The organism is Paenibacillus sp. FSL R5-192 (genome assembly GCF_000517845.1).
Taxonomy (GTDB): domain Bacteria; phylum Bacillota; class Bacilli; order Paenibacillales; family Paenibacillaceae; genus Paenibacillus; species Paenibacillus amylolyticus.
Map to the genome: position 1 here is coordinate 286,217 of NZ_ASPR01000012.1, position 17,443 is coordinate 303,659.

At 46.0% G+C, this 17,443-nt stretch carries 18 protein-coding genes; 15 read left to right on the forward strand and 3 right to left on the reverse strand.

All coding sequences use genetic code 11. From position 1 onward, the window contains the following. The first annotated feature begins 122 nt into the window (after positions 1–122). From C161_RS07260 to C161_RS07320, 13 genes are all read left to right on the forward strand, one after another. Entirely contained in the window at positions 123–545 is a 423-nt protein-coding gene (locus C161_RS07260) for a thiol-disulfide oxidoreductase DCC family protein (RefSeq protein WP_036669079.1), read from the forward strand. Between the two features lie 99 nt (positions 546–644). Further along, positions 645–1,508, forward strand: coding sequence for a DUF6612 family protein (locus C161_RS07265; RefSeq protein ID WP_036669080.1), 864 nt, complete (start codon positions 645–647; stop codon positions 1,506–1,508). A 211-nt stretch (positions 1,509–1,719) separates the two neighbouring features. Next, complete coding sequence (locus C161_RS07270) at positions 1,720–2,103, forward strand: VOC family protein (RefSeq protein WP_036610809.1); 384 nt, start codon at positions 1,720–1,722, stop codon at positions 2,101–2,103. 160 nt (positions 2,104–2,263) lie between these two features. After that, positions 2,264–3,481, forward strand: coding sequence for a nucleotide-binding protein (locus C161_RS07275; protein ID WP_051449623.1), 1,218 nt, complete (start codon positions 2,264–2,266; stop codon positions 3,479–3,481). Next, the gene (locus C161_RS07280; protein WP_036669082.1) at positions 3,478–4,782 is read left to right on the forward strand and encodes a CpaF family protein; all 1,305 of its coding nucleotides are present in this window, start codon (positions 3,478–3,480) and stop codon (positions 4,780–4,782) included. Before C161_RS07275 ends, C161_RS07280 begins: the two co-directional genes overlap by 4 nt. A gap of 40 nt (positions 4,783–4,822) precedes the next feature. Continuing rightward, positions 4,823–5,566, forward strand: a complete 744-nt coding sequence (locus C161_RS07285; protein WP_051449637.1) for a type II secretion system F family protein — start codon at positions 4,823–4,825, stop codon at positions 5,564–5,566. 12 nt (positions 5,567–5,578) lie between these two features. Continuing rightward, positions 5,579–6,448 carry a type II secretion system F family protein gene (locus C161_RS07290; protein ID WP_051449624.1) on the forward strand — a complete coding sequence of 290 codons (870 nt, stop codon included), beginning with the start codon at positions 5,579–5,581 and terminating at the stop codon, positions 6,446–6,448. Between the two features lie 11 nt (positions 6,449–6,459). Further along, complete coding sequence (locus C161_RS07295; protein WP_036669085.1) at positions 6,460–6,648, forward strand: Flp1 family type IVb pilin; 189 nt, start codon at positions 6,460–6,462, stop codon at positions 6,646–6,648. Beyond that, positions 6,632–7,306: a TadE/TadG family type IV pilus assembly protein gene (locus C161_RS07300; protein ID WP_036669088.1), complete on the forward strand. Its 675-nt coding sequence runs from the start codon at positions 6,632–6,634 to the stop codon at positions 7,304–7,306. Before C161_RS07295 ends, C161_RS07300 begins: the two co-directional genes overlap by 17 nt. Next, positions 7,287–9,515 (forward strand): hypothetical protein, encoded by a 2,229-nt coding sequence (locus C161_RS07305; RefSeq protein ID WP_235193756.1) that lies wholly within the window; start codon positions 7,287–7,289, stop codon positions 9,513–9,515. Before C161_RS07300 ends, C161_RS07305 begins: the two co-directional genes overlap by 20 nt. Positions 9,516–9,544: 29 nt before the next feature. Then, the gene (locus tag C161_RS07310) at positions 9,545–10,576 is read left to right on the forward strand and encodes a hypothetical protein (protein WP_051449638.1); all 1,032 of its coding nucleotides are present in this window, start codon (positions 9,545–9,547) and stop codon (positions 10,574–10,576) included. A gap of 11 nt (positions 10,577–10,587) precedes the next feature. Then, positions 10,588–11,103, forward strand: coding sequence for an A24 family peptidase (locus tag C161_RS07315; protein WP_036669090.1), 516 nt, complete (start codon positions 10,588–10,590; stop codon positions 11,101–11,103). Positions 11,104–11,152: 49 nt separating this feature from the next. After that, entirely contained in the window at positions 11,153–12,925 is a 1,773-nt protein-coding gene (locus C161_RS07320; RefSeq protein ID WP_036669091.1) for a DUF6382 domain-containing protein, read from the forward strand. A gap of 12 nt (positions 12,926–12,937) precedes the next feature. On the opposite strand, the gene C161_RS07325 is transcribed toward C161_RS07320, so the two are convergent. Continuing rightward, a complete protein-coding gene (locus C161_RS07325; protein ID WP_036610794.1) occupies positions 12,938–13,849 on the reverse strand; it encodes a TIGR01777 family oxidoreductase in 912 nt (303 codons plus the stop codon). Between the two features lie 159 nt (positions 13,850–14,008). Beyond that, positions 14,009–14,476 carry a DUF2621 domain-containing protein gene (locus tag C161_RS07330; RefSeq protein WP_036669093.1) on the reverse strand — a complete coding sequence of 156 codons (468 nt, stop codon included), beginning with the start codon at positions 14,474–14,476 and terminating at the stop codon, positions 14,009–14,011. Positions 14,477–14,646: 170 nt separating this feature from the next. Between C161_RS07330 and C161_RS07335 the strand changes: the two genes are divergently transcribed. After that, a complete protein-coding gene (locus C161_RS07335; protein WP_036669096.1) occupies positions 14,647–15,753 on the forward strand; it encodes a deoxyribonuclease IV in 1,107 nt (368 codons plus the stop codon). Between the two features lie 42 nt (positions 15,754–15,795). Further along, positions 15,796–16,689 carry a formyltetrahydrofolate deformylase gene (gene purU / locus C161_RS07340; RefSeq protein ID WP_017689986.1) on the forward strand — a complete coding sequence of 298 codons (894 nt, stop codon included), beginning with the start codon at positions 15,796–15,798 and terminating at the stop codon, positions 16,687–16,689. A gap of 74 nt (positions 16,690–16,763) precedes the next feature. On the opposite strand, the gene C161_RS07345 is transcribed toward purU, so the two are convergent. Beyond that, positions 16,764–17,243, reverse strand: a complete 480-nt coding sequence (locus C161_RS07345; RefSeq protein WP_051449626.1) for a hypothetical protein — start codon at positions 17,241–17,243, stop codon at positions 16,764–16,766. Positions 17,244–17,443 lie beyond the last annotated feature (200 nt).

Sequence of the window (17,443 nt, forward strand, 5' to 3'; positions counted from 1 at the left end):
GTGTTCAAAAAGAGCGGTGTTCAGTCTTTTTGAACTACCTCTAGAAATAAATTTAGAATTAGTGAACAAGAAGGCCCAGATTGGGTAAGTTACTCTAACCGCAACAATAGGAGGCAGCCAATATGACAGCAAATCAAACAGATGTGCATCAGGGACATCCGATCGTACTGGTGGATGGTGTCTGTCACTTCTGCCAGGGCTTAACCAAATGGATTATCAAGCGTGACCCGGAAGGAAAATATCATTTTGCATCGCTTCAATCGGATGTAGCCAAGGAATTGATGAAGAAAGGCAATTTGTCGACAGATAGTATGGACACCTTTGTGCTGATTGAAAATGGAAAATACTATACACGTTCAACCGCCGCACTGCGATTGGCTAAGGGTCTAAAGTTTCCTTATCCGTTGTTATATGTGTTCATCATGATACCGAAATTTATTCGTAATGCAGTCTATAACTGGGTTGCTCGCAACCGTTATCGCTGGTTTGGCAAGGATGAAGCGTGTATGTTGCCTACACCGGAGATCAAAGATCGATTTCTGTGAAAAAGTCTCGTGCGACACATTGTATCCAAATTTGATGATTAATAGCGGAAATAATTGGGTAATGACTACAGATCATATCTATTTTGGGAGGAAAACAACTTGAAGAAGTGGACTACATTAATTATCGGGGCATTATTAGCAGTAAGCTTGGCAGCATGCGGAAACGACACAGACAACACGGCAACGCCGCCAGCGACCAACAATGAAACATCTAACGAGGGTAATACACCTGCGGAGCAGGAAACAAAGATCCCTACCCTGGATGAGTTGATTACCAAAACGAATGCAGCAACCAAAGAAATGAAAAGCTTCACAACTGAAGCAAACATTGATCAGAATCTGAAACTGGATGCTGGTGAACAGTCACAGGATCAACAGGTTAAAACATCGCTCAAAATGGATATCATCAAAGATCCAATGATGATCTACCAAGAGATGAAAATGGAAATGTCTGGGCAGGAAGCGCAGAATGTAAAACAATACATCACTTCAGATACGATCTATTCACAAGTGGGAGAACAATGGGTTAAAATTCCTGAAGCTCAAACCAAAGAATTGGTGGAGCAGATGAAAGCAAGCATGAATCCAGAAGGTGAATTGGATCAGTTCAAAAAGATTGAGGAAGACACCGAAGTTACAGAAGATGGCGACAATTATGTCATTAACGCTAATGTATCCGGTGATAACGTAAAGGAACTGGCCAAAGCCGTGATGGAGCAAAACGGATCGAATGCCCAGACCCAAGCGATGCTTGAACAAATGAATATTACAAGCATGAAGATGAAATATATGATTAACAAGGAAACCTATCTGCCTGCAGGTACGGATGTAAACATGGTCATGGAGATGGAACAGAATGGACAGAAAATGACGATGGACATGAAGATGAACAGTACATTTTCTAACCACGATCAAGTGGAAGAGATCAAGATTCCACAAGAAGCATTGGATAGCGCAAAATAATTTGGTTATGCCAAATGTGCTGAAGATGATTTAAAGCGGTAAGCGAGCATCCTTGTATGCCCGTTTGCAGGGCACCTCTGAACTAGATCTGTGTGAGCCGAGAGGTTTACCGGATTAGAATCAGGGGTGTTTTTCTGTTTAGCGGAGATTATGGTCAGGGTTCAAGGTGTTATAGTATAGTCATATTGAAGTAGAGAGGGGGATATAAAAGATGATTGAATATGCACACATCCACCATGTTAGTCTGGCTGTACGTGATCTGGAAATCGCGAAGAAGTTCTACTCGGGGTTACTGGGCATGCAGGAGATTGAACGTCCAGCCTTCCGCTCCACGGGTACATGGTACGCTATCGGCAGCCAGCAGCTTCATCTGCTTCAGCACCCAGAGGGTCACACGTTACGTGAGGCTGGGATTGATACTACAGACGGTCACTTTGCGATCTGGGTCACCAGTTATTCAGAGACTATAGCCTGGCTGGAGCAGCAGGGAATTGAGTATGAAGCGAGACCTGACAGTGTAGCTGGATTCGCGCAGATTTTTGTACTTGATCCGGACCGTAACATTATTGAGTTCGATTCACCGTACAACTCTTAAGGAAAAAGGGTTAGAATAAATCCCTTGCTCCCCCAGAAATTGTATGCTATATTATCCATACATTCATAGCACGTGACGGAAGCACCGTCCATATACTGCATATTCATGCGGTTATTGGACGGTGCTTTTTTGTGCTTTTTGACAAGGAGGGAAGGAAAAATTGATTGTACTGAAGGTTGCTCTGGTTTCAAAGGATAGAGATTACATTAGCGCTTGGCTTGATTATGTACAGGGAAATTCATCTGGTCTTCATGTGCGTTTCACGGCATTCTCCCAAGAGGATTCGTTCAGGGATCACATGAAAGAGCAAGAAGGTCGAGAATTACCGGATCTGGTTATTGCGGAACCGGAGTTTCTGAATGACTGGCTGAATAACGGGGGAGAAGTATCAGGTGTACCTTGGCTAATGCTTAGTGAAGGGATGGAGGAGGTGGATGAGGCCAAGCGGCTGATGAAATATCAACCCTTGCCTGCTTTGCTGGATGCTGTGATGCATGCTTGCCGGCAGCCACGCCGTAAGAAGGTTCACCATCCAGGGCAAGAGACTCTCTCCATCGGTGTAGTATCCGCTTCTGGTGGAAGTGGCAAAACGGCAGTGGCCTTGCATATGGCGAAGCAATTGGGACTTGCAGGATATGCTGTTCTTTATCTTAATCTGGAGACGCTGGACAGCACGCTCCCGTTTCTGGAAAAGGGACTAACTAGAAGTGGGCAGCGCCACCCGGATGCGGAGACGGGATTGTCCCGCTTGTTATACGATCTGAAGGTGGGCAGGAAGGAATCCGGTAAGCAGTTACAGGTACAATCGAAGGGCGTAGATGGATATGTGGTCCGGCATGAAGCGCTGAAATCCGATGTGTTCTGGCCATTATCAAATCGGAAAGAACTGTTGCAAATGACTCGTGAGGATACGTCGAATCTGCTTCGTTATTTAACGGATTGTGGACAGTATGACGTGTTGATTCTGGATGGGGATTCCGGTTGGGATGGGCGCAGTGAAGGGGTGCTGGATGCAGCAGATGCATTTGTCTGGTTGGTTGAGGATGATATATCTGCCATGCATCGATGGGGACAATGGTTACAGCATGCTGAGCGTACGAAGCCAGATCTATACGAAAGTATGTTGGATCGTTCACGCTTTGTGGTTAACAAATATCGGGACAATGTCGTCAATGCACTTCCACGCCCTGATCTGCATCTGGATGCAGTGTTACCCTATATCCCTTCTTGGAAGCAACTCAGTCAGGAGGAAGTCATGCTTAGTTCTCCGATCTTCCAACGTGAAGTGAAGAGATTATGTGCCATGCTGGTACAAGATGGCGAAGAAGAATTGAAGCAGACGGGACGAATTCAGAAGCAGGATCGGTGGGCGTTATGACGGATTCATCCAATAGAATACTGGATCGTGAAGAACAGTTTCAGATGATGCGAAGGGAAGTCAGGGCTGGCCTCGATCTAACCTCTTCCGCAGGAGATGATGAACTGTGGCAGGGAATAGAACGCAAAGTTCTTACTGACCCGAAGCTGGATGATCTGACCTCAGGAGAGCGTCACACGCTGGTACAGCGATTGTTTGACTCCTTTCGTGGATTGGATATTTTGCAGCCACTTGTGGATCATCCCGATATTACGGAAATTATGATCAATAGTCACAAGGAGATTTTTGTGGAGCAGGAAGGTGAAGTCAGCCAGATCACCCTTGAATTTGAGTCAAGGGAACGGCTCGAGGATATCATCCAGATGATTGTGTCCGGGGTAAACCGGATTGTGAATGAGTCTTCTCCAATCGTAGATGCCCGTTTAAAGGATGGTTCGCGGGTCAATATCGTGTTGCCTCCTATTGCCTTGAAAGGCCCCACGATGACGATTCGTAAATTTCCCAGTGAACCGATGAAGATGTCCGATCTGATTGAAAAGGGAGCCCTGCATGAAGAAGCGGCAGAATTATTGCAGCAGTTGGTAAGGAGCAAATACAACATCTTCATTGGAGGCGGGACCGGATCGGGAAAAACGACCTTTCTGAATGCATTATCCCAGTTTATCCCTGCCGATGAACGGATTATTACCATTGAGGATTCGGCTGAGCTACAGATAGTTACGGTACCAAATCTGGTATCACTGGAAACGCGGAATGCAAACACCGAAGGCAAGGGACAGATATCTATTCGGGATCTGATCAAATCTTCCTTACGGATGCGTCCGAACCGGATTGTGATTGGGGAAGTCAGGGGCGCAGAAGCGCTGGATATGTTACAGGCCATGAACACTGGCCATGATGGATCTTTGTCTACAGGGCACGCGAATACCATCTCGGACATGATTAGCAGACTCGAAACGATGGTGCTTAGCGGTGCCGATCTTCCTATTGCGGTTGTAAGGCAGCAGATTAGTTCAGCAATCGATATTTTTGTACATCTGTCCCGGCTACGAGATCGTTCACGGCGGGTGACAGAGATTAGTGAAGTGATTGGCATGCAGGACGGTGAGGTTATGCTGAATCCACTGTTTCGTTTCCAGGAACAAGAAGAGCGTGAAGGCAAAATTATTGGCGGGTTAGTGCAAGTTGGAAAGTTGAATCAGGTGGATAAAATTCAGATGGCTGGGCTCGGGGAATGGCTGGATGAATACATAGAACAATATAGTGTTGAATTAGATTCATCAGATAACAACGTGAATTAAAGCCATTGGAAGGTGATTACTGTTGGGTGAAGCCAGACAGATGTTGACGGATTACACCGTATATACGCTTTCCCGGAGACAACGAATGGTCTGTATGCTGATTAGCGGTCTGCTGTTTTTTGGCATCGGAATTCTGTTCTACCATCACTGGTTGGCTGGAGCGATCCTAGCTGCGGGTTGCATATGGGTACCAAAACATTGGACTAAAGTGCTGTTGGAACGAAAAAGAATGACACTCAGTTTACATTTTAAGCAAGCATTATATGCATTATCTTCGGCACTTGCCTCAGGAAAATCGGTGGAAAATGGATTCAAGGAATCCGTAGAGGATCTGCGGATGTTGAACCCGGAAGCGGATACCGATCTGATTCGTGAGTTCACGATATTGCGGACACGGATGGAGTATGGACAACCAATTGAAGAGGCACTACAGGATTTTTCGGATCGGGCGCAGATTGAAGATATTACGAACTTTGCAGATGTGTTCATTACGTGCAAACGGACTGGCGGGGATCTGGTTGAGGTTGTGCGTCGTACCTCTGCGGTGATTGGTGAGAAGCTGGATATTCAGCAGGATATTATGGTCGCGGTATCGCAGAAAAAGTTCGAATCAAAGGTGATGTTTGCCGCTCCATTTATTTTTCTGATATTCCTCAATCTGACCGCCAAGGACTTTATGGAGCCGTTATATAGCGGGATGGGTTACCTCATCTCTAGTGGAGCATTGGTAGTACTCGCCTGCTGTTATCTGTGGATTAATCGCATTATGGATATCAAAGTATAAGGAGCTGAAACGATGCTGCTTCCCGTTATAGTCGCAGGGATGCTCGGAGCGGGATGGCTGGTGCTGGATCGAACCCGGGGGCAGACCTACCGGCATCTGCGCAAGCTGGATATGGAAGGATTACGACTGAAAAAATTGCATGGTCCCTTCCTGTTTATATTGGACAAGTTCGAGATTGGACGCAGATTGCCAGTGCTCATGTTTCGAATGCAACATGCCATTCTGAAAATGTACGGCATACAGCACAGTGGAGAGAAAACGATGCTGTATTGCGCCGAGATGTTGACCTACACGTGGCTCATGCTGCTGGTGGGCTGCCTGTTATCACTCGTTGGAGATATGGGCATCGGAGGTATGGTGGGTGGGCTCGCGCTTGGTGCAGCGTTGCCTTTTGCGCTCTACAAAGACCTCAATACAAAGGTGCAGCGAAGAGACCAGGATATTCTTATGGAACTGCCTGAGCTACTGAACCGAATTGTACTGCTGGTTGGCGCAGGGGAAACCGTGCAACGTGCCATCGTTCACTGTGTGACAAGCCAGGGAGAACGGAATCATCCGTTGTACAACGAACTCAGAAAGACGGTGGGGGATTGGAATAATGGTTACTCTTTTCAACAATCATTTGAACAGTTCAGCCGTCGCTGCGGCGTACAGGAAGTGACGATTTTTACGACAACAGTGCTGCTGAATTTCCGACGTGGGGGAGGTGACTTTGTATTGGCGCTGCGGGATCTGTCACATGTGTTGTGGGAGAAACGCAAGGCTGTCAGTCGGGCGAAGGGAGAACAGGCTTCTTCCAAACTGGTGTTTCCAATGGTACTGATCTTTTTTACGATTGTGGTCATGATCGGGGCACCTGCTTTTATGATGATGAATATGTAGGAGGAATTGGGATGATGGAAGTGTTAAAAAACAAGGTAAGCGCATTTTGGAAAGAAGAGGACGGACTCGGCACGTTGGAACTGATTCTGATTATCGGGGTTATTATCATTATTGCTTTGATTTTTAAAAACCAAATTAAGACGTTGGTAGAGAGACTGTTAACTAATGTGAGTAATAAAAGTAATGAATTCTTCGAATAACAAGTTCAAAAAGGAAGAAGGGAGCTTCACCGTTGAAGCTTCCCTGATCTTCCCTGTTGTGCTGTTTATTCTTGTGTTATTGCTTTTTTTCACCATGTACATGTATCAAAAGACATTCTTGAATCAACATGCTTATGCAGCTTCGGAACGTGCAGCCTATAGCTGGGACAACAGCCACAAACAGGCGATGACGGGTGAATATGGTGTTGGAGAACATGACAATCTGTACTGGAGACTGACGGATGATCGTATGCTTGGAGCACTGTTTGGCTGGGCGGGAGCGGATAATCAGGTTAGCGTCTCTATACCTGGTGGTGAAGGTGGCAATCTCTCGGAACAGAAATTAGCACAAGCGGTGCAACATATGCCCTCAGCTATGAAAGGAACGATTGAGTATCAGAATTCTCTGATTCAGCGGAAAGTAACAACCAAGCTGGAACAAGTAATATCTTTGCCTCTTCCTTCTTTTTTGTTCGATTCAGGTAACCGTGTCCTCACTCAAGGATCGTCCGCAGTGGTTGAACCGGTTGAATTCATTCGAACGGTAGATTTAATCCGGTATTATGCAGCCAAGTTTAAAGGGAAAGGCGGTGCGGCGACCAGTACAGCGGCAGAAGCCGGACTGGTTGTGCAGCATTTTGGCAAAAGCAAAAAGTGAGAAAAGGAGGAGGGCGGAGCTGTTTAGAAAAAAAGACGGTGAGTCGGGGGCCGTAACCCTTTTTTTGATATTAATATTGGCTGGAGTCTATATGTTTGTAGCTATATTTATTGATTACGCTCGTATAGCGGCATTCAAAGTGCAGACCGAACGAATGACACATGCTGCAATGAGATCCGTCATGTCAGCCTATGACACATCACTCCGGGAGTATGGTTTATTCGGGTATGGGGACAGCAGTGGGGATGCAATTATGGCTAAAGTGTTGAATGATAGCGTAAAGCCTTCAGCTGTAAAAGATGGATTTCCCATTCTGGATATCCAGTGGGATACAACTTCGCTGAGCATGGAGCGTGAACTGGGCAGATACGATATATTTAATCGCCAGATTCAGGAGGATATGAAGTATCGGGCTCCGGTTGATTTTACCCTTGAAGTGATCAATCGGTTCAAACCGATATCAGACGAGATGAAGGAAGCCGCGCACACGGTAGACTTGCTGAAAAAATTACAGAAGTTATATGACAAACGTGAAGAATTACTGGATGAAGCCATTGCCAATCAGACAGAATCCGCGGAGAAACTGAAGAATCTTCCAAAGTTGATCATGGACCCGCCTTCACAGGCCATCTATGAAGAGATGCTGGAAGATACACCAGAGACAGCTGCCGAGGCAGCGGCACGTTATGCAGATTATCTGAACAAGAAACAGGCGGATGAGGGACTGCCATTCAGAGAGCAACAATACATATTGGAACTGGCTCGTTATCGGACTGGTGTTGGTAATGTGGTGACAGGCATCAGCATGATCATACAGCCCGCGTTACAGGCCCATCAAACAAAGCTGGAGGAAGCACAGTCCAAAATCGAAGAAGCGCGCAAAGTTAATGAGGAAATGAAACGTGTGATCGCGGAGGGGGAGAACCGTTCGCAGAATGCGAGCTATGACAACGTGGGCAACTCGAGTTTGCCTGGAACGAGTCCTGCATCTACTGGATCAGGCAGTGAAGCTAAAAGCACACGTTCTCTTGCTTCGGAGCTTGTGAGGGCAGATAGCCTATTTGATCAATTGAAGGCACGGGTTGTTTCCCAGAATTCGGACTTCTCTAACGTCAGAAGAGACAACATGGAATTGAATACACAGCTTCGCAGTGTCACGGCCATGAGCGGTGTTCCGATTAAACCGGCGGTCAGACAGGCAAGTCAGGTTACGGAACGATATATGGACACCTATGTACGTAGCGGTCCTGCCAATCTCATCCAACAGAGTAAACAGCAGCTGGAGAGTGGTCGTGGGTCGGATGCCCAGCGCAAAGCGAATGACAAAGAATCCAAAGGGAAATTGAAGGAAGTCAAACGAATCTTGTCGCAGATTCAGAATGGAAGTTCAGGGTCCATGGACGCTTTCAAACAGTTGGAGGAATATTACAACGCTAATATTTCTTTTAACGAGGCTAGTCGTGAGGAAGCCAAAAAGGCAGAGATTGCTGGAGATCCCTATGACTCTGGTGGCGATGCCATGAAGGGGATGGACAGTTTGTTTGGCGGAATGTCCGGTCTGATGGACAGTCTTGGCGACGAATTGTTTCAGAATGAATATGCTTTAGCCTATTTCAACTCCATGGATTTTGGCCAGTTATTTACCTGGACTGAAGGTAGTGGAGATGCTGGTGATGTTTTCAAACTGGAGAATCAGGAACTGGAGTATATCGTTTACGGGTTTCATAATCCTTCGGGTAACATCGCTGCGGCATATGCGGAGATATTTGGTATGCGGCTGGCTATTCGGACGGCAGAAGGGTTAATTGAGCACAGCAAGCTGGGGAATCCACTTCTGGTTTTATCGGCGGCAATCTTATATGGGATTACAAACGCCATCGCGGATATGGTGAAACTAGCAAAAGAGGGCAGTGTGAAATTGTCCAAGTATATCAAAGTCAAACTGACGTACAGGGACCATCTCCGATTGTTCCTATTGATGCATAGCAACAATGAACGCAAAATGTCCAGAATGCTGGCGCTAATTCGATTGAATACCGGTGTGAATCCAGATGAGAAACAGACGTATGCTTCGGGTAACATGCGTAGTAGCATCAAGTTGTGGTTTTTACCAGGGGTGGTTAGAAGCATAGGTGCAGTTATGGGTAGTGCGGACCAAGTTGAAGATGGACGATTTTTCATTGAGCGGAAGGCGGATTATTCCTATTGAATGATCAGGATCGTTTCGGTGGAGGGATTATGGATAAGCAGCAACATTATGAAAAAGAAAGCGCACAAAAGCAGATTCGTTTAACACGAATAATCAGATTGCAGCGTTTGAAGTCTCTCAAAAAGCAGATATGTTCTCCAAAAAAGGAACAGGGTAGCATGGTTCTGGAAGCTTCACTGGTGTTACCTGTCTTTATATTCTTTATCATGTTTCTCATCTTCATAGTGCAAATGACTCTAATCTCCACAGCGTTACAGAGCACGGCGGGTGAAGCGGTGAAGCAATTGTCAACGAAAATATATCCCGTTTCCCTTGCATTCACACCTTCTGATTCTGCTGGCGGAGAAGGTTCAGGAGGGGGTTGGAAGATACCAGAGTTATCACTGACGGAATGGGCAGAAGGTTATGCTTCTTCTCTACCCGAGCCTTTAAGTGATTGGGTACGTTCAGCGGCGGCCAGTGGTGAACAGCCACTACAGGAGATCAAAACATCCGTCTTGGAAACCGTACTTGATCCCACGGTAAAACCGCTGCTTCGACCTTTTATCGAGCCAACGCTGCTTAATATGGAACGTGTTCATGTGAATGGTATTTCGATACCAGATCTCAAAAACAAAACAAATCCATACTTCCGACTTGAACTGAGTTATGAATTGCCTATAAAAGTCCCCTTTCTCAGTAAACCACTTCGGATTCAGGCTGCTGCGGCAGAACGGGTATGGATTGGAGATACCGGAGAAGGATCAGATGGCAGCGCAGGAGACGGGGATACTGCGGGTTCAGCAACGGTATTGTCGAAGCCTGACCCGGCATACATAGGCAACAATGCAACGATCAAGGTGAAGGTAGAACCAGGAGCGACAGCCAACTTAACGATATTTTACAAGTCAGGTGAAAGTTCTGCGAAGCACATCGGCTGGGCCACCGCAGATGAGAATGGAATTATTGAATGGAATTGGTTTGTTGGTACTCGGACAACAGAAGGAACATGGAGTTTTGTTGTCGAGACAGGGGACGGTGCCAAGACGGAGACTACGTTTACCGTGGCCTCCAGAAAATAAGGAAGGGAATGATGGAGGTGGAGTGGTTTTATATTGCCTGTGGCATATACGTCATTGCAGCTTTTATTACAGATATTCGTTCAATGAAAATTCCAAATCGATTGACTTTACCCGTGACTGTTGCTGGCGTATTGGCCCATATCATATGGGGAGGTTGGGATGGTTTCTTGTTTTCAGCCGCTGGATTTGCAGCAGGTTTTGGCATTTTGTTTCTGATGTATGCGATTGGAGCCGTAGGGGCAGGAGATGTGAAATTGTTTGGTGGGATTGGCGCATGGACGGGACTTGCTTTTGGCATTCATGTCATTATTTACTCCGTTTTGTACGCGGGCGCAATTGGTCTAGTGATACTTCTATTCCGTAAAGATTCAGCGAAGAGAATTCGAGGCATGGCAGGTAGTCTTGCAGGTTTTTTTATGCTCGGTTCGCTCAAGCTGGTAAACAAAGAGAAGACATTGAAGTTTCCGTTTATGCTGGCGGTGTTACCTGGATTTATCACGGTCCTTGTCTCAGGACTTTTCCCTTAAAAAAAGGAATCGAGAAATTTGAGAATAACAATGGAAAGAGAGGATTGGCATGTATGGACTAACGAGAGATTTTATTCGTAACGGCGGAGCGTTCATGGTTTTGGAGAAAGCAGACGGGTTACGAATGGAGGAATTGAGCCGTGTACAGATGGGGATGTTGTCCTCCAATCAGATTCCGCGACTTCTTCCTGTTCATATTCGGGAAGTCGATCGAGATGTAACTTTGCAGTACGACATATCAGGGTACAAGATGTTGTCCCAGATGTTAAAGTCAAGAAAAATCAAATTGCGTGTTCTGTATGGTTTGTTGTTCCAACTAGCCGATGCCTTCACGGAATGCCGACAGTATATGTTGGAGCCCCGTAAATTATTGATCCAGGAAGAGTACTTGTTCATTAACGGTTCATTTGAACAGGGTGAGCTTGGGATGGTATATGTACCAATCATGGATACGGTTGAAGTTGATCCAACGCCTCAGCAATTTCGTGAGCTGGTGATCAGGCTGATGGCACATGTACAGGAACTGCAGGGAGAAGGTATTCAGCGTGTTCTGCAGTTATGTGACAACGAACGCTGGGATATCAGACAGTTGCGAGAGCTTCTGTTGGAATTATACGCTGACGAGCAAGAGAATGGAGGAGGCGCAGCATTTCTCTCGTCCAGAACTTCGGAAACACTCAATGATCCAAGAGGTGATTTTCATTCGTCGATTTCTGAGCGAGATAGCAGGCTAGCCACTGGTACTTCTCGGCCATATCAACTTGGTGCTCCCGTTCAAAATGCTCCTGTGGGGCCGCAACTAAATTTCCGTCAGCCGCAGAAAACAAGTGAATTCGAGGTTGAAGACATTCCGGTGAGATCTCGAACCTTTCCAGGCAGGCGCTCACCTGAGCAAGTTCCATTAGAGAGTTCAAACGATATGGATAAGAAAGGAAGTAACTCGTATGATTCGCTAGAGCATGTTGATATGGAAGTGGAGGAAAAGCCCGGATCTTCCAAAGTAACTTATATCATATTGGGCTGTATGGTTGCCATGGCATTGGTATGGAGATTTATTTACATGGAGCAACCGGGACAGACGCAGATGATCCTGTGTATGGTACTCAGCCTTGGCTTGCTTGGTGCAGCAGGATGGACGTGGAAGCGTAAGGGAAGCCCTCATAATGCCTCAGAGAATAAGCGGTCTTTTTCATTCAATTTAGGTAAGAACAAAGGTAAGCAGACGGATGATGAAGAGGAGCAATTTCAGGAGAGTTGGCGCTGGAATGCAGCTGAAAGGCCAGTGGAAAGCATAAACCAAACGGTTGCATCTGCCTCAGAAGGTGGTAGCGAGCATTCCCGTTTTCAAAATTTGCATATGGCATCTGAACACTCCGAACCACCGTTCGTTCAACGCCATGTGGAAACGGTAGCTTCAACTTCAGAGCTAATTCGACAGGATGCAGTTGCAGAGGCAACCGTGAATTTGCAGAATCTGAGTGGAAGTAATGTTACAGGGGCAGGCCCGGTGATGGCGTCTTATTATCTTGAACGAAGATCGGGAAGCAGTGACCAACATGAACGGATGGATGTGCAAGGAGCATCTTTTGTCATCGGAAGATCAGCAGACATGGTTCAGTGGGTGGACACAGCGACCGGGGTGTCCCGTGCTCATGTGGAATTGAGCCGGAACAAATCGGGCTATGTGATTAAGGATCTGGGTTCCGTCAATGGAACCATTCTTCAGGGCAATATTCTTGCTCCGTATAAGGAGTATCCATTGGCGGATGGAGATACATTTACACTTGCGGAGTCAGTCTACACTTATCGGTCGGTTGGATAAGACATAGTTCAATCAGTCAGATAAGCCGCGGTGCTTCAGATCTTCCAGTGCCTGGGTTAAGGTTGGGAAGGTGAACTGGAATCCGTGGTCGAGAGCTTTTTGCGGAATGACTCTCTGCCCTTGAAGCACGACAACGGATAGTTCTCCAACCAAGGTTTTAATCAGGAAGCTGGGTACGGGGAACCAGTGAGGGCGATGATACACTTTACCGACCGTACGACCGAATTCATCATTGGTAACAGGATTTGGTGAGGAAGCATTGACCGGACCTGACACTTGTTTATTTTGAATGCTAAAATCAATGAGTCTTACGATATCCATAATGTGAATCCAGCTGGTCCATTGCTTGCCACTGCCGATCTTGCCACCAACACCCAGCATATAAGGAAGTTTCATCAATGGAAAAGCACCTCTTTTATGTCCAAGCACCAGACTTACCCGGATTTTAACGAGTCTTACATTTTTGATTGCATCTGCAGCAACTTCCCATTGTTCCGAGACCCGGGACGGGAAATTCATTGATTTTTGCGGACTGCTCTCGTCAAAGGTTTCGTTAGGAGAGGTTCCATAGATGGCCATGGCAGAAGCCTGAACGACGACTTCCGGCTTTTGTTCCAGGGATTCTACCAATCGGGCTACCCGCGCTACGGTCGTGACTCTGGATTCAACAATCTCCAGCTTCGCCTTGGTTGTCCATCGTTGATTCAGCGTTTCTCCGGCAAGGTTAACGAGAGCGTCCATACCTTCCAACAAGTGAGGTTGTTCTTCGACTTGTTCCCACGATATATATGTAAGATTTTTACTTGGATTATGCAAGTCAGGCAGTTTTCGTGTAATAACTTTCACATGGTGCCCGGCTTGCAACCAGTAATCTACAAGTGCTCCTCCTACAAATCCGGTACCTCCACAAATGGCAATTTTCATATCAAACATCCTCTCTGTATTTTCACTGCGCTGATACATACCGTTGGATCGACAAACAGCCCCGTACGGTAAGCAATGCCTGTTGGGAAAAACTTACCTGACGGAGCATATCTGTATCTAATTAACCAAATCTATATGCCACTTAACTCATCTTTTATTTTATTTAATCAAATGTTGATAAGGGGAATAATCGATTTTGTTTTTCTCCAAAAATTTGACCAAAAACTTATTATCCCGCTTCGGTGTGGCAATAATGTATCCTTTGATGCAATGATCTCTCGATACTTCCGTGGCATTGTCTTCGACTGCAATCTTACCGATCTCTGCAGCAATGGAATGTTTGGCGATGTCACGAAATGGCCCGGGCACAGGCTCCACTAGTTGATCCAAAAAAGCTTTGGCTTCATCTGTCCATAAGTGACGGCTGGCTTCAACCCAATAATTCTGCCAATCCAGTTTGGACTTTCCGTCTGCTTTTGGTAGCACTTTCAAAAACTTGCGCATCATGAAAAATCCACCGATACACATGCTGCCTAGCAATAAAAAAGTCCAGAATGCGATCGTATTCATAAACCAATTGCTGGGGGAATAGCTGTTCAGTATTATCACGTAGGAGTCGAAAATCATTGCGGAGTCACCTCGGTTCATTGATTTTCACGGAAAGACGGATTCCGTCTACCCATGTTCCACATATTAGCTGTCAAAAATAGGCTCTATCCCGAATTATAGCGCATTTCTAGATTTATTTCGATAATCGCGTTAGAATAAGGGATAATTCAGAATAAGGGGGATCAATAATGCTGAAAATCGGCTCCCACGTGTCCTTTTCGGACAAGGGATTATTGAGTGCAACGAAGGAAGCGTCCTCGTACGGTTCCAGTTCGTTTATGATATATACGGGTGCACCACAGAATACACGTCGCAAGCCAATTGAGTCCATGTATATTGAAGAAGGCAAGGTTGCCATGCAAGAGGGTGGAATGGAAGATATCGTTGTCCATGCACCGTACATTGTTAATCTTGGCTCATACAAAGATAATACGTTTAGACTGGCTGTAGATTTCCTTCAGGAAGAGATTCGTCGGACACATGCTATTGGTGTGAAGAACATCGTATTACATCCCGGCGCATTTACAGACAAAGATGCCCACTATGGGATCGGACGGATCGCAGAAGGATTGAATGAAGTGCTGGAGGGTGTGAAAGACACGGATGTGAACATCGCTCTGGAGACCATGGCTGGCAAAGGTACGGAGATGGGTCGCAGTTTCGAAGAGATCGCTCAGATTATCGAGAAAGTAACATATAACGAGCGCCTGACTGTGTGTATGGATACATGTCACATTCATGATGCCGGATATGATATCGTTAATGATTTTGACGGTGTACTGGAACAATTCGATCGTACGGTAGGACTTGACCGCATTGCCGTAATGCATATTAATGATAGTAAGAATGCTGTGGGTGCGCACAAGGACCGTCATACACCAATTGGCTCTGGCTGGATCGGGTTTGAAGCGATTAACAGCATCGTCAACCATGAGAAGCTTCAAGGACGTCCATTTATTCTGGAGACACCTTGGATTGGTAAAGAGTCCAAGACACAGCGTCCAATGTATGAGGTTGAGATTGCGCTGCTTCGTGGGGATGTTGCCGGTCGATTTGGCCAGGAATTCCTGACTGAAGTAGAACAGTTGCAACACTTTTTCAAAGGTAAAGAGATTGAGTCTCGTTCGTATATTCTGGATGTGTGGACGTTGCTCAAAAATGATGCTAAAGCCAAAAAGGCAGATCCGCGCGAACCACTGGAACGCCTCTATGACATGGTGACTGAAGCTGCACTATTCCCGCATTTGAATGAAGAACAACTGAATCATCGCTTGATTGCATGGCTTGCGGGTTAATCCCGCAGGTCATGGCTTAATTGAAGGAGGAAGAATAACCCGATGGAGATCCACGCTAAACAAGTACGCCCTGATTCTAAAAACCGCGCCGATCGTGCGCGCATGCTTATTTCCTGTCCTGATGGTCCAGGAATTGTAGCTGCCGTATCTCATTTCCTACACCAGCATGGTGCAAACATTGTTCAGTCGGACCAGTATACAATGGACCCTGCTGGCGGCATGTTCTTTATGCGAATTGAGTTTGATCTTCCGCAATTGTTGGTCAATTTGCCGAAACTGGAAGCCGATTTTGCAGAAGTGGCAAGCCGTTTCCAAATGGAATGGACGTTATCTGCGGTTAGCCGCAAGAAGAAACTGGCTATCTTTGTATCCAAAGAAGATCACTGTCTGGTTGAATTGTTGTGGCAATGGCAGGCAGGCGACCTGGATGCAGATATTGCGCTTGTGGTCAGCAACCATCTGGACATGAAGGACTATGTAGAATCATTTGGCATTCCATATCATCATATCCCAGTTACAGCAGATACGAAAAAAGAAGCGGAACAGCGCCAACTGGACGTCATCGGCAACGATGTGGATGTGATTATTCTGGCTCGTTACATGCAGATTATCTCTCCGATGTTCATTGAGCATTACCGCAATCGAATCATTAATATTCACCATTCGTTCCTGCCAGCCTTCGTGGGTGGTAAACCGTATGCGCAGGCGTACAACCGCGGTGTCAAAATAATCGGTGCGACAGCGCACTATGTTACGGAAGAACTGGATGGCGGCCCGATTATTGAACAGGATGTGCAGCGTGTAAGCCACGGGGACGATGTAACCGAGCTGAAGCGTATTGGACGTACCATTGAGCGTGTTGTGCTCGCACGTGCCGTGAAATGGCATGTCGAAGACCGCGTGCTTGTTCACGAAAATAAAACCGTTGTATTTTAAGCTCACGCTTTAATACTGTGCAAGGTTGATTCGGAACCACGTAATAGACTAACAATAAAGCGACCCCAATTCGTTTACGAAGCGGGAGTCGCTTTTTTTGTTGTGTTGATATACTTTCCGCACAAGCCAAGCACAATACCAAACAGCAGATGTCCAACAATCCAGTAGAGGATGGCGGACACATCGTATAGGTCTGGCACACGTGATGACATTTGAGAGAGTGGGATATAGAGCAAGGACGAGACCGCACCAAGTAAAATTCCTTTGATCATAGGGCGGCCTGAATGCCTTACCCACCACAGATAGAAGATACCGATGACAACGGACACGATTAGATGCAGAGAAAATTCAATGAATTCGGGTAAGGTTGGCGGAAGACCAGGCACAAAATCAATATTCAGCAGCAGAGTATATACTTTTTCACCTGTGATGGCCTGAATCATTTTGAGGAAAAATCCCAGGACAACTCCCGAGAGAATTCCCGTTAAAATACCGGATATCCAGGGTAATGAGTGTTTTGCCGATGTTGATGGGTGAGCAGCAGGATCTGGCATGATCGAGACCTCCTATGATTGACGCGTGTACATCTGAAAAAAGTAAACCACAGCCCGAATTTTGTAATCCATATTAAGGAACATTATATGTGAATTGAGGATGAATATCTAAAAAATGCATGGTTTTCAGGTTAAAGGTTATACTTCATGCGATGGATTTGCGAGGCTCCTTAAGTCTGTTTTTGGAATTTAGTACCTTG

Coding starts and splice junctions, on each gene's coding strand:
- C161_RS07345 (WP_051449626.1), bottom strand. CDS start 17,243: ATGCCAGATCCTGCTGCTCACCCATCAACATCGGCAAAACACTCATTA.
- C161_RS07315 (WP_036669090.1), top strand. CDS start 10,588: ATGGAGGTGGAGTGGTTTTATATTGCCTGTGGCATATACGTCATTGCA.
- C161_RS07320 (WP_036669091.1), top strand. CDS start 11,153: ATGTATGGACTAACGAGAGATTTTATTCGTAACGGCGGAGCGTTCATG.
- C161_RS07310 (WP_051449638.1), top strand. CDS start 9,545: ATGGATAAGCAGCAACATTATGAAAAAGAAAGCGCACAAAAGCAGATT.
- C161_RS07330 (WP_036669093.1), bottom strand. CDS start 14,476: ATGATTTTCGACTCCTACGTGATAATACTGAACAGCTATTCCCCCAGC.
- C161_RS07325 (WP_036610794.1), bottom strand. CDS start 13,849: ATGAAAATTGCCATTTGTGGAGGTACCGGATTTGTAGGAGGAGCACTT.
- C161_RS07270 (WP_036610809.1), top strand. CDS start 1,720: ATGATTGAATATGCACACATCCACCATGTTAGTCTGGCTGTACGTGAT.
- C161_RS07290 (WP_051449624.1), top strand. CDS start 5,579: ATGCTGCTTCCCGTTATAGTCGCAGGGATGCTCGGAGCGGGATGGCTG.
- C161_RS07295 (WP_036669085.1), top strand. CDS start 6,460: ATGATGGAAGTGTTAAAAAACAAGGTAAGCGCATTTTGGAAAGAAGAG.
- C161_RS07335 (WP_036669096.1), top strand. CDS start 14,647: ATGCTGAAAATCGGCTCCCACGTGTCCTTTTCGGACAAGGGATTATTG.
- C161_RS07260 (WP_036669079.1), top strand. CDS start 123: ATGACAGCAAATCAAACAGATGTGCATCAGGGACATCCGATCGTACTG.
- C161_RS07280 (WP_036669082.1), top strand. CDS start 3,478: ATGACGGATTCATCCAATAGAATACTGGATCGTGAAGAACAGTTTCAG.
- C161_RS07300 (WP_036669088.1), top strand. CDS start 6,632: ATGAATTCTTCGAATAACAAGTTCAAAAAGGAAGAAGGGAGCTTCACC.
- C161_RS07285 (WP_051449637.1), top strand. CDS start 4,823: ATGTTGACGGATTACACCGTATATACGCTTTCCCGGAGACAACGAATG.
- purU (WP_017689986.1), top strand. CDS start 15,796: ATGGAGATCCACGCTAAACAAGTACGCCCTGATTCTAAAAACCGCGCC.